This is a genomic window from Arthrobacter sp. RAF14 (genome assembly GCF_052114185.1).
Classification (GTDB): domain Bacteria; phylum Actinomycetota; class Actinomycetes; order Actinomycetales; family Micrococcaceae; genus Arthrobacter_E.
Genome location: NZ_JBFREG010000004.1, coordinates 20,941 through 32,652, shown reverse-complemented (window position 1 = coordinate 32,652; position 11,712 = coordinate 20,941). Strand labels below are relative to the sequence as shown.

The window sequence follows — 11,712 nt, the reverse complement described above, 5'->3', positions numbered from 1 at the left end:
CGTCCCTCGATCACTTAACCCAGCGGCAGTGCGACGCTCGGCACCGGGGTCTGGGGCGGAAGTTCGCGGGTCGCTGCGGCGGGGCGCAGGGAGTCCTCGATGAGGGCGACCGGGCGGCGCCACGCGGTGGTGCCGCGTTCGATCGTGTCCACCGAGCCGATCAGCATGGCGACGATCCGGATGACATCCTCCTGGGACACGTCCCGGCGGATGGTGCCCTGTCGCTGAGCGCGGCCGAGCAGCATGCCCAGGGCGTCGATGATGTTGCCGCTGATGGTGGTCAGGACGCCACGGCGTCCCACGAGCGCGTCCAGCAGCGTCGACTCCTCCGCGGCCACTTGCACGATCGCCTCGATGACCCGCATGAGGGCGTCGCCGGCATTCGGCTCCACCAGGGCCTCGACCACCACGGGATCCACATGTGCCCTCAGCTGCCGCGATATCACCGCGAGCACCAGCGCCTCCTTGTCCGCGAAGTTGCGGAACAGCGTCGCCGGACCCACCTTGGCGGTCTCCGCGATGAGCTGCAGAGGAACCTCGGGGCCGCGCTCATGGAAACACTCGCGGGCGGCCGCGATGATCTTCTCAACGTTCCGTGCCGCGTCTGCACGCAGCGGTTTGCCCCCCTGGCGGTATTCCATCTGCTCAGCATAGCCAGCCGTGGCACACTAGGGGCGGAAGTGGTCCCACCCTCCGCTTTCATGACACGATCCCGACGAAAGGCCGCCCCATGATCGTCGCATTCTCCGTCGCCCCGTCCGGTGCCGCTCCGGGTTCCGAAGCCCCCAGCGACGCCTCCGTCCATGACGCCGTGGCCGCCGCGGTCAAGGTGGTCCGCGAATCCGGTCTCCCGAATCACACCAGTTCCATGTTCACCGAGATCGAAGGCGAATGGGACGAGGTCATGGACGTGGTCAAGCGCGCGACCTTCGCCGTGGCCGAGTACGGCACCCGCGTCTCGCTGGTGCTCAAGGCCGACATCCGTCCGGGTTACACCGGCGAACTGAGCGGCAAAGTGGAACGGCTCGAAAAGGCCCTCGACGACCTCTCGTGAACCTCCTCACGCCCCCTACCGGCCGGCCGGGCGACGTGCCTAGCATGGCCTCATGAGCGCATTCGAGCACCGATCCCAGCCCGAGTGGGTGGCCATGGAGGAATGGATCTCCAGCACCGTGGTTCACCCGGATGAAGCCCTTGACCAGGCCATCCGCACGGCGAAGGACGCGGGCATGCCGCCCATCGAGGTCGCCCCGAACTCCGGCAGGCTCCTGGAGCTTCTGGTCCGCATCCGTGGAGCCCGCCGGGTTCTTGAGATCGGCACGCTGGCCGGGTTCAGCACGCTCTTCATGGCCCGTGGACTCCCGGAGGACGGGAGTCTGGTGACCATCGAGTATGAAGCCGCGCATGCCGCCGTCGCGCGCAAGAACCTCGACGACGCCGGCGTCGGCGCCCGCGTGGACATCAAGGTGGGTGCCGCGCTGGACGTCCTGCCCACGCTGGAGGGCGGGGAACCGTTCGATCTGGTGTTCATCGACGCGGACAAGCAGAACAACTCCCACTACCTGGACTGGGCGGCGCGGCTGGGCCGTCCCGGCACCGTGGTGGTCCTCGACAACACGGTCTGGGAAGGCGCCCCGCTGCACCCTGAGATGGATCCGGTGAACGCCCCTGGGATCCGGGATTCGCTCGAACTCCTCGGTGATGATCCGCGCTTCGACGCCACGGTCATCCAGACGGTCGGCTCCAAGGGGTGGGACGGCTTCGCGCTGGCCGTCGTCAGGTAGGACGGGCCCATTAATCCAATACGATGGATTAATTGAATAGCGTCACCCCTCGCGGCTAGGCTTGCGCCATGACTCAGAAGGCCGGCCAGGGGATGCCGCTGCGGGACTATCGCATCCATCGTTATGTGAACGCGTTCTGCCCGAAATGCCATGAGGAGAAGCCGGACCAGCCGCTGTCCGAGGTGCAACGGCTTTCCGGCTGGCTGGCCGTTCGCGACGGCGAGGTCTGGCTGGAGCGCGGCTGTCAGGAGCACGGCCTGGTGAGCACCCTCTACGACGAATCCGCTGAGCTTCTGAGCTACCTGGAACAGTGGACCGCGCCCACCAAGGTCCACGCTCCGGACCGGACCGGCAACTTCAAACCCGTGCCCTCCGCCTACGAGGACGGCCTCCCGGAGATGCAGACCCAGCACACCTGCATCCTGCTGGAGGACATCACGGACCACTGCAATCTCCGCTGCCCCACCTGTTTCGCCGAATCCGGACCGGCCGCGTCCGCCGTCGCGCCCCTCGCCGAAGTGCTGGCGTCCGTGGACGCACGGCTGGAACGCGAGAACGGGCGGATCGACGTCCTCATGCTCAGCGGCGGCGAGCCGACGCTCTACCCCTGGCTGGAGCAGCTCCTGGAGCACCTGGTCGCCCGCCCGATCGTCCGTATCCTGATCAACTCCAACGGTCTGCGGATCGCGCAGGACGACGAGTTCGTGGAAACCCTGCGCAAGCATCGCCAGCGGGTGGAGATCTATCTCCAGTACGACGGCGAATCGGCCGAGGCCTCCGCCTTCCACCGTGGCGCGGACATCCGGCGCTTCAAGCAGCGCGCCGTCGAGCGCCTCTCTGCAGCGGGCGTGTTCACCACGCTGACCATGACGGCTGCGCTCGGCGTGAACGACGGCGAGATCGGCGCCGTGATCGAACGGGCCATGGCGACCCCGTACGTCGGCGGGGTCACCATCCAGCCGGTGTTCGGCTCCGGGCGCTCGGCGGGGATCGACCCGAACCGCCGCCTGACCCACACGGGCGTCCTGTCCCGGCTCGAAGGCCAGACCGGCGGCAAGATCAGCTGGAAGGACCTCACCGCCCTGCCCTGCAGCCACCCGCACTGCTGCTCGGTGGGGTACTTCCTCAAGGACGACGCGGGCGAGTGGAAGTCGCTCGTGGCTCTGATCGGGCACGACCGCCTCAAGGAGTTCCTGGACCTGAACCCGGATCTGCTCGCCAACCGCATCGCCGATTCCAACGTCAACAAAGCCATCCGGGACGTCGTCAAGAATTCCCTCCTGGACCTGCTCAGCGAGCAGTCATCGCTGTCCCACCCCTCGATGTCGGATATCTGGCGGGACATCTGCGTCAACTGCGATCTGGGCGTCGGCACTCTCGCCACCATCGCGGCGTCCCGACTGCCGGGTCAGCACAACAGGATGCGGGCCATGCTCGCCGATCGGGTTCTCCGGGTCACGATCAAGCCGTTCATGGACATCAACACCATGATCGAAGAGCGCCTCACCCAGTGCTGCGTGCACGTCGCCACCGTAAATCAGGAGAGCGGGGGTCATCAGTGCGCACCGTTCTGCGCTGTGCAGGCCTGGGCGCCGCTGGCGAAGTCCCGGATCTCGACGGCCACGGGACGCCGCGAACTGCCCGTCACGGTGAAGGGCTGAGGACCCCGTGGACGGCAGCCGCGAGGGGAACGGCCGGGCAGGGGCTTTCGATCATCTGAACCGTTTCGACGACTCGGTGGGCCGTCCCGCGCCGCCCTATGACCCGTTGCGTCTGTGCGTGTTCACCACGATCGCGCTGCTCGCCTGGGTCCTCGGCCCCGTGGTGGTGCTGGTGTTCGCGCTGGTCGGGATCGCCGGGTACGTCAAGGCACGCCGTGGCGGCCTGCTGCGGTCCAAGTGCAAGCTGGGGGACACCCGCGTGGTGATCGGATATCTGTCCCTGGTGGCGCTGGCCGCGCTCGCGGCATTGGTTCTCTGGGTGCTCCGGCTGATCCCGGGCTTCGGCGCGGGGGGTTGAGCCGTGTTCCCCACTCTGCACGACCTTCTGGGATTCGGGCCCGCGCTGGACACCCATTCGGTGTTCGTGGCGCTGGGGGTCTTCGCCGCGCTGGCCGTGTTCTTCTCCGAAGCCAAACGGCGGGGATTCGACGAGGACCGGATCATCTACGTGGTTCTCGGCGCCCTGGCCGGTGGGGCCGTGTTCATGCGCCTGGGCACCTGGGCGCAACACCTGGACCCGAATAGGAATCTGAGCCTGGTGGAGCAGCTGGCGCATGGCAACGCCTCCATACTGAGCGGCCTGGTGGGCGCCTGGCTGGGCGCTCATGTGGCCAAGAAGATCATGAGGTACAGGATCCGCACGGGGGACCTGTTCGCCCCGGCGCTGGCGCTCGGCATGGCGGTGGGCCGCTTCGGCTGTCTGTTCACCGAGGACCCCGGCAGCCCCACGGGTGGCCCGTGGGGGATCGTCCTCGCCCCGGACGCCGCGGCACGCCTCAACGCCCCGGCAGGTGTCCCGCTGCACCCGAGCTTCGTCTACGAGATCCTGTTCCACGCGACGGCCTTCGTGATCCTCTGGTGCTGGCTCCGCCACCGGGACATGGCGCCGGGCTCCACCTTCACGCTGTACCTGGGCGCGTATGCGATCTTCCGCTTCTTCGTGGAGTTCGTCCGCGCCAACGACGTCGCGTGGCTGGGCCTGAGCCGGCCGCAGCTCTTCCTTGCGATCACCATCCCTCTGCTGCTGGCCCGCGTGGCCTGGGAGGCGCGCAAGGGCAATTACTCCGCACACCGGATCAAGGAGGCCGTATGAGCGAGGATCAGGGAACCCCCGACGGGCAGGGTCCGGGCGGGCAACGGCAGGGCGGACAGGGCTCTGAGGGACAGTACCCGGGGGGACAGAGCACCCCGCGCCCCGGACCGGCGGGACCTCCGCCGGGTTACGCTCCCGGGCAGGGTGGAGGCCCGGCGGGTGGGCCTCAGCCTGGTCCGCCGCAGTATCCGGGGCCGGCGCAGTTTCCCGGCGCGCCCCAGTACCCGGGAGCGCAGTTCCCCGGCCAGGCATCTCCCGGCCCCGCGCAGCCGTATCCTGGCGCGCAGCCGTATCCGCCCGGCCCGCAGCCGTACGGGCCCGGTCCAGGGCAGCCGCCGTCGGGCATTCATCCGCCCGTCTATTCAGGCGGCATGCCTCAACTCCTGCCGGAGAAGCCGGCCGGCGGAGGGATTCCGGGCGGTCTGGGGGTGGGCTGTGCCGCGATCTTCGCCGCGTTCGTGCTGGCGCTGGTCCTCTCGGGGGTGAGCAACAACTTCCTGGTCCTCAACATCCCTTCGGTCCTCGCGCTGGTGCTCGGGGTGATCCTGATGTTCCAGGATCGCTGGCGGCGCTTCGGCGCGGGGATCCTGATCATGGTGTGTATCTTCTGGATCGTCGTGGTGGGACCCTGCACGGCCTTGGTCAGCGGCTCGGTCGGCTGAACGGCAAGCTGATCCGCCGGGCGGGACCCCTCGCGTACTAGCGCCCAGTACGCGCCCCAACCTCGCTTCGCTCAGCCGGGGACCCCTCGCGTACTAGGCTGGGGGCCATGAAACAGGGGCAGAAGGCACAGCCGACGGGGCCCGTGGAGGGCGTCCATCCGGTGGACCAGGGGGAAGCCGAACTGATCCGGGACCTCGACCTGGCGAACGGCTGGCTCCTCCGGCTCAACGGTGTGCAGAGCTCCCACATCGACCTCGACGACCCGGGCCACCTGAGCTTCGAGTACATGCGCTGGATCGCGGCGCTGGTGGAGGACCGCTGGGCACCTGGGACGGGCGATCGCGTCCGTCTGCTGCACCTCGGCGGGGCGGCGTGCTCGCTGGCCCGCTACTTCCACCACGTGTTCCCGGAATCCCGCCAAGTGGTGGTGGAGCTCGACGCCGCGCTCGCCAACGCGGTGCGCGACTGGTTCGACCTCCCGCGGGCCCCGTTCCTCCGCATCCGGGTCGGGGAGGCCCGGGCCGTCACCGAAACCCTCAGCCCCGCCAGCCGGGATGTGGTGATCCGCGACGTGTTCGCGCAGGGAGTCACCCCGCCCACGCTGACCAGCCGGGAGTTCACCGAGCACGCCGCGCGGGTGCTCGGTCCGGACGGCGTGTACCTGGTGAACTGCGGTTCGGCGCCGGACCTGAAAGCAGCCCGTGAGGAGGCCGCCACCATCGCCTCGGTCTTCCCACACCTGGCGATCGTCGCGGACGCCCCCATGCTCAAGGGCCGGCGCTTCGGCAACGTGATCATCGCGGGCAGCTTCACGGCCTTCCCCGGCTCGGCGTCCATGGTCCGGACCCTGCTGGGTGGTGGCGTGCCCGCTCAGTACCTGGACGACGCGCGGGTGCGCGAGTTCGCGCGCGACGCCACCGTCCGGCACGACGCGCCGTCGTCGTAGTCCAGCTTTTGGCAGGGCCACCGGGTAGCGGTTCAGAGGGCGGGGGAGCCGGCGCCCTCGCCGGTCCAGACGCCGAACCACTGCTCGGCGCCGTACTCTTCGAACACCTCGACCTCGCGGAAACCGAGCCGTTGCGCGAGGCGCAGCGAGGCCTCGTTGGCGGTCTGCGTGGGCAGGACGACCGGTTCGCCCGGGAACGCCGTGCCGAACCAGCCGAGAGCGGCCGTGCAAGCTTCGGTGGCGTAGCCCCGGCCCCAGGCGCTCGGCAGGAACAGGTACCCGAGCTGGGCCTCGTTCCCCTCCGGACGGACGTGGCCGGGATGCTCCGCGTCACGTCGGTCGAAGGTCACCATCCCCAGGAACTCGCCCTCCCGTTCGACCACGAAGAAACCCTCGCGCCGCCCGGGGATCTCCGGCACTGAGGCCTCGAGCTCCTCCCGGGGCCTCGCCCCACCGGTGTAGGTCCCGACTTCCGGCGAAGCGAACAAGTCGATGAGGCCCGGGCGGTCCCGTGCTTCCGAGACGCGCAGGGTCAGTCGCTCGGTGGTGATCGGCGGCGGTGGCCACGGGGCCGGTCCCAAGGGCTGCATGGGTCTCATCGTAGGCCGGGGCGTCCCGTCCCGGGCCTGTCGAGGCCTCGCCCGGTTCGGTGCGACTCAGTCCCGGGTGGAGCGGACGGCGTTGAGGATCGCGGGGGCTTCCGTGACGCCGTCGTCGGCCAGGAAATGCCCGGCCCCTTCGACGATCTGTGCCTTCGTGCCGAGCATGGCGGCCAGACGGTCCGTGTGAGCCGTCGGCACGAACTCGTCCCGGTCCGAACGGAGCACCACGAGACGGTCGAGGTGCTCCGCCAGCCCGTCCACAGGCGTGCCGTCGGCGATGAAGCCGTCGAGCCCCGGAAGAGCGGGCAACGGGTCGAGGAACCCGGCCACGAGGACGAGCGAGCCCAGCCGCCACGGACCCGTGAGCGAGCCCAGCGCACGCAGCACCGTCAGGCAGCCCAGGCTGTGCGCGACGACGATCGTCCCGGCGTCGGGGGTTCCGAGCGCCGCCCGCACCGCGTCCTCCCACACCACGGGATCCGGGTCCAGAGAGTCCGGGAGCGCCGGCACGGTCACTGGAATGCCGTCGTCCTCCAGCCGCTTTGCCAGCCAGCCGAACCAGTGATCCTCGGGAGTGGCGCCGTAGCCGTGGAAGATCAGAGCCCTTCGGCCCGTTGTCGTAGATGCCATGACAGGGACGCTAAACCTTCACGCCCGTGTGAAGGTCAAGACGGGAGGGATCCGGATGCGGATCAGTGAACTGGCGGCGGCCAGCGGAGTGAGCGCGCGGGCGCTGCGCCATTACGAGGAGCAGGGCGTCCTGACGCCGGACCGCACTCGGTCCGGGTACCGCGAATACTCCGCGGCCGACGTCGTGCGCGTGCAACAAATCCGGGCGATGATCGCGGCGGGCGTCGGCACGGCCACGATCCGCCGCTATCTGGACTGCCTGCGCGACGGCGGGGACGGCGTCGCGCTGGAGCTGTGCCCGGATCTGCGGGCTGAACTCGATGGCCTCGCCGAGCGGCTGACCGCTCAGGAGCGGGAGATCCGGGGCAAGCGGCAGCGGCTGAGCGGGTTGCTCGCGGGCGGGTGACGGGCGGGTGAAATGTCCTGGCGAGTGTGACGATTCATGAACCTGACGGTTCTCATATCGACTTCTTTTTCAACCGGGCTTCTTATTCGTTCACCACGTGAAACATCACTTTCAGAGATTTCCGAGGCCTGCTTAGGCTGTGCGGGTATTCGTTCACAGGGACATCACCATTCCGCCTGTGGATTCCTCCTGCCCCCAGAAGGGTCTCAGAATGACGCTCATCAAGAAGCCGGTCGCAGCGATCGCGGGACTGCTCGCAGGTGCTCTTTTCCTCGGCGCCTGCGCCCCTGCCGTCGAGTCTGACCCGGGCACGGAGAAGGCGGACCTGAGCAAGCTGAAGGACGAGTTCTACAAGGCCTCCGACCCGGGGAAGAGCCCGGCCGCCGCCACGCAGCGCAAGGATTCGTTCGTCACCACCATCAGCAAGCCGGGTGGCGTGTTCCTCCCCGGTTTCTACGACAACGGCTGGGACGGGAACGCGGTGCAGCCGATCTTCGCCTCCCTCGTGGTGTTCAACGACGCGGGTGAGCCGGTGCCGGATCTCGCCGAGAAATGGGAGGTGTCCTCCGACGATCTCAGCTACACCTTCCACCTGCGCAAGGGGCTGACCTTCAGCGACGGCTCGCCCCTCACGGCTGAGGACGTCGCGTTCACGCTGACCCTGCTCAACGACCCCGCCTACGCCGGTGGCGTGGACTTCTCCGACATCGTCATCGCCGGCACCAAGGAGTTCCGCACCGGTTCGGCGAACTCACTCTCCGGCATCACGGTGGTGGACCCCTCGACGATCCGCATCGTCACCCAGAAGCCCAATCCGCTGGCCCTGCGCACCCTCGGCGGTCCGGTGATCTCGAAGGCCTACTACGGCAAGGGCTACGTCAAGGGAAAGCTCGACTACCTCAAGAGCCTCTACTCCAAGCCCCTGGGCGCCGGCCCCTATGCCCTGGAACAGTACGTGGAGGGCCAGGAGATCCGGTACCGGGCCAATGAGCACTACTACCACGGCAAGCCCTCCATCGCGCGGGTGATCTTCAAGGTGGTCTCCAGCGACTCTGCTCTGCAGAACTTCCAGAACGGCGACATCGACCACGGCGGCTTCGGCAGTGACCCGGCGACCCTCAAGGAACTGCAAGGGCTCGGCTTCGCCAACATCCGCGCCCGGGTCGTCTCCGACTACGGCGCCATCTGGGTGAACAACAAGAAGCCCGCGCTGGCCGACACCAAGGTCCGCCAGGCGCTGTACTACGGCCTGGACCGGCAGCAGATCGTGGACGCCAAGTTCAAGGGACTGGGACAGGTGGCAGACGTCTTCGCGGCCCCGACCCAATGGTCCTACACGAACGACGGCGTGACCTCCTACGGCTTTGACGCGAAGAAGGCGGGGCAGCTGCTCGATGAGGCCGGCTGGAAGGCCCAGGCCGGCGGCACGCGTGAGAAGGACGGGAAGAAGCTCACCCTGTCCTACATCACCACCAAGCAGGACGACCCGGTGATCCCGATCGCGAAGAAGGACTACAAGGACCTCGGAATCGACTTCGTGCCGGAGGTGCTCGACTCGAACACCGCGTTCGACCGCCTCAACAACGGGGACTACGACCTCGCAGGCTTCCGCAGCAACGGCCTGAGCGACCCCAACGACGCCGTGTCCGAGTTCGGGACCACCGACCCCGCGATCAACGTCACCGGGTACTCCAACCCGCAGGTGACCGCCTTGATCAAGAAGGGCGTCTCGACCTTCGACCGGGCGGCCCGGCAGAAGATCTACACGGAGCTGTACCAGAAGCTCAGCCAGGACCCGCCGATCATCCTGCTCGACTACCGCAAGTCCCTGTCGGCGTGGAACGCCCGGATCCAGAATGGCGAGCTGTACACGACCGGCAGCGACGAAGCGGCCCTCGCCCTGGCGAAGCTGAAGATCGCGGGCTAGCCCCGGCGTCGTCCGTCACCCGATACGAACGGTTCCCATGACCCGCTACGTCCTCAAGAGGCTGGGACTGATGGCACTGCTGCTTCTCGGTGTCTCCGTCCTGGTGTTCTTCCTCTTCGCCCTCATGCCGGGCGACTACTTCAGCTCGAATCGTCAGCTCACGCCGCAGCGCAAGGCCGAGCTCCGCGCCCTGAACGGGCTGGATCAGCCCGTGCCGGTGCGGTACTTCATCTGGCTGGGCAACATGCTGCGCGGTGAGTTCGGGTACTCCCTGGTCTACAACCGCCCGGTGACGGAACTCCTCGGGCCGCTGATCGGCAACTCCTTCGTGATCGCCTTCGCAGGATTCGTGCTGACCTGGGCGATCGCGCTGGTGTGTGGCGTGCTCTCGGCGACCCGGCAGTACTCCTGGTTCGACCGGCTCGTCACCGCGGGACTGTTCGCCTCCCTGTCGGTGCCGTCGTTCTTCATCGGTCTGCTCGCGATCAAGGTCTTCGCGGTCGATCTCCGGTGGCTGCCGACGGGTGGCATGCTCGACACCGCGAGTTCCTCCGACGGCTTCGCGCAGTTCCTGGAGATCGCCCGGCACATGGTGCTCCCGGTGGGCATCCTCACCTTCCTTGGCGCCGGTGCGCTCACCCGTTACTTCCGCAGCGGGATGCTGGAAGCGCTGCACGCGGACTTCATCCGCACCGCCCGGGCGAAGGGCTTGCGGGAGCGCACGGTGGTGTTCTCCCATGCGCTGCGCAATGCCCTGCTGCCCGCGATCACGCTCCTGGCCTTCGAGCTTCCGGCCCTGTTCTCCGGGGCCATCATCACGGAACAGATCTTCAACTGGCCCGGCGTCGGGCGGATCCAGCTCGAATCGGTGCAGACGCGCGACTACGCGGTGCTCATGACCGTCACCATGCTCCTGGCGTTCCTCACGATCCTGGGCAGCTTCCTGGCCGACGTGCTCTACGCCGTGGCCGACCCCCGGGTGCGGCTTCTCGGGTCGAGGAGGGCGGCATGAGCCACATCGACACAGAGCTTTCGACCAGAGGCGCAGGGCTTTCGGCTGAAGGCCCGCCCTCGAGCAGGAGCGCGACGGAGCTCCGCCGCCTGCTGCGGATCCCGGCCGCGAGCATCAGCATCGGCCTGCTCGTCTTCATGCTGCTCTTCAGTTTCCTGGGGCCGCTCCTCACCGGGTACACCGGGGAGGAGATCAACCTGCGCATCGCCGAGCACGCCCCGGCGTCAAACCACTGGCTGGGCACCGATGAGTACGGGCGGGACGTCCTGACGAGGCTCATGCTCGCGGGGCGGATCTCGCTCACGATCGGGGTCGCCTCGATGCTGCTGTCCCTGATCCTCGGCGCCGTGCTCGGCCTCGTGGCGGGGTACTACGGCGGCATCGTCGACACGCTCATCATGCGGTTCGCGGACCTTCTCATGTCCATTCCGGGCCTGCCGCTGCTCATCGTGATGGCGGCCGTGCTCTCGGAGCTGAAGGTCGCGCCCGAGTCGCGGATCTACATCGTGATGATCCTGCTCAGCGTGATCGGCTGGCCTTCGCTGGCCCGCCTGATCCGCGGCCAGGTGCTGTCCCTGCGCGAAGCCCCGTACATGCGGGCGGCGGAGGTCCTTGGTCTGAGCGCCGCTTCGCGCCAGTTCCGTCATCTCCTTCCGAACGTGATGCCGCTCCTCATCGTGGTGGCGACCCTGAGCACGGCCTCGGGGATCCTCAGTGAGTCCGCGCTGAGCTTTCTGGGCCTCGGCGTCGTCCCGCCCAATGCCTCGTGGGGGAACATGATCAACGCCGCCAACAACCTGATCGACTTCCAGCAGCACTGGTGGCTGTGGGTCCCACCCGGCGTCGCGCTCCTGATCACGGTGGCGGCGATCAACGTCCTCGGCGACCGCCTGCGGGACGTCCTCGATCCCCGGATGGGGAGGTGACC

Annotated in this window: 14 protein-coding genes; 11 read left to right on the top strand and 3 right to left on the bottom strand. The window is 67.9% G+C overall.

Annotation, left to right across the window (positions count from 1 at the left end; translation table 11 throughout):
- Positions 1–14 precede the first annotated feature (14 nt).
- A complete protein-coding gene (locus tag AB4Y75_RS11750; protein ID WP_441436065.1) occupies positions 15–641 on the bottom strand; it encodes a TetR/AcrR family transcriptional regulator in 627 nt (208 codons plus the stop codon).
- 89 nt (positions 642–730) lie between these two features.
- Between AB4Y75_RS11750 and AB4Y75_RS11745 the strand changes: the two genes are divergently transcribed.
- The 7 genes from AB4Y75_RS11745 (at position 731) to AB4Y75_RS11715 (ending at position 6,207) form a co-directional block, all read left to right on the top strand.
- Positions 731–1,054, top strand: coding sequence for a thiamine-binding protein (locus tag AB4Y75_RS11745; RefSeq protein ID WP_441436064.1), 324 nt, complete (start codon positions 731–733; stop codon positions 1,052–1,054).
- Between the two features lie 52 nt (positions 1,055–1,106).
- The gene (locus AB4Y75_RS11740) at positions 1,107–1,784 is read left to right on the top strand and encodes an O-methyltransferase (RefSeq protein WP_441436063.1); all 678 of its coding nucleotides are present in this window, start codon (positions 1,107–1,109) and stop codon (positions 1,782–1,784) included.
- 68 nt (positions 1,785–1,852) lie between these two features.
- Positions 1,853–3,445, top strand: coding sequence for a radical SAM protein (locus AB4Y75_RS11735; protein WP_441436062.1), 1,593 nt, complete (start codon positions 1,853–1,855; stop codon positions 3,443–3,445).
- A 7-nt stretch (positions 3,446–3,452) separates the two neighbouring features.
- Positions 3,453–3,803 (top strand): hypothetical protein, encoded by a 351-nt coding sequence (locus AB4Y75_RS11730; protein ID WP_441436061.1) that lies wholly within the window; start codon positions 3,453–3,455, stop codon positions 3,801–3,803.
- 3 nt (positions 3,804–3,806) lie between these two features.
- Positions 3,807–4,598: a prolipoprotein diacylglyceryl transferase gene (locus AB4Y75_RS11725; protein WP_441436060.1), complete on the top strand. Its 792-nt coding sequence runs from the start codon at positions 3,807–3,809 to the stop codon at positions 4,596–4,598.
- Positions 4,599–4,969: 371 nt separating this feature from the next.
- Entirely contained in the window at positions 4,970–5,260 is a 291-nt protein-coding gene (locus AB4Y75_RS11720; RefSeq protein WP_441436059.1) for a hypothetical protein, read from the top strand.
- A 107-nt stretch (positions 5,261–5,367) separates the two neighbouring features.
- Positions 5,368–6,207: a spermidine synthase gene (locus AB4Y75_RS11715; RefSeq protein ID WP_441436058.1), complete on the top strand. Its 840-nt coding sequence runs from the start codon at positions 5,368–5,370 to the stop codon at positions 6,205–6,207.
- Between the two features lie 32 nt (positions 6,208–6,239).
- Here AB4Y75_RS11715 and AB4Y75_RS11710 read toward each other — a convergent pair whose 3' ends face one another.
- Positions 6,240–6,797, bottom strand: a complete 558-nt coding sequence (locus AB4Y75_RS11710) for a GNAT family N-acetyltransferase (RefSeq protein WP_441436057.1) — start codon at positions 6,795–6,797, stop codon at positions 6,240–6,242.
- A gap of 66 nt (positions 6,798–6,863) precedes the next feature.
- Positions 6,864–7,439: an RBBP9/YdeN family alpha/beta hydrolase gene (locus AB4Y75_RS11705; protein ID WP_441436056.1), complete on the bottom strand. Its 576-nt coding sequence runs from the start codon at positions 7,437–7,439 to the stop codon at positions 6,864–6,866.
- Between AB4Y75_RS11705 and AB4Y75_RS11700 the strand changes: the two genes are divergently transcribed.
- The 4 genes from AB4Y75_RS11700 (at position 7,438) to AB4Y75_RS11685 (ending at position 11,710) form a co-directional block, all read left to right on the top strand.
- Complete coding sequence (locus AB4Y75_RS11700) at positions 7,438–7,845, top strand: MerR family transcriptional regulator (RefSeq protein ID WP_441436055.1); 408 nt, start codon at positions 7,438–7,440, stop codon at positions 7,843–7,845. The two genes, AB4Y75_RS11705 and AB4Y75_RS11700, sit on opposite strands and share 2 nt — an antisense overlap.
- A gap of 211 nt (positions 7,846–8,056) precedes the next feature.
- Positions 8,057–9,772: an ABC transporter substrate-binding protein gene (locus tag AB4Y75_RS11695; protein WP_441436054.1), complete on the top strand. Its 1,716-nt coding sequence runs from the start codon at positions 8,057–8,059 to the stop codon at positions 9,770–9,772.
- A 37-nt stretch (positions 9,773–9,809) separates the two neighbouring features.
- Positions 9,810–10,784 (top strand): ABC transporter permease, encoded by a 975-nt coding sequence (locus tag AB4Y75_RS11690; RefSeq protein WP_441436053.1) that lies wholly within the window; start codon positions 9,810–9,812, stop codon positions 10,782–10,784.
- Positions 10,781–11,710 (top strand): ABC transporter permease, encoded by a 930-nt coding sequence (locus AB4Y75_RS11685; protein WP_441436052.1) that lies wholly within the window; start codon positions 10,781–10,783, stop codon positions 11,708–11,710. Before AB4Y75_RS11690 ends, AB4Y75_RS11685 begins: the two co-directional genes overlap by 4 nt.
- Positions 11,711–11,712 lie beyond the last annotated feature (2 nt).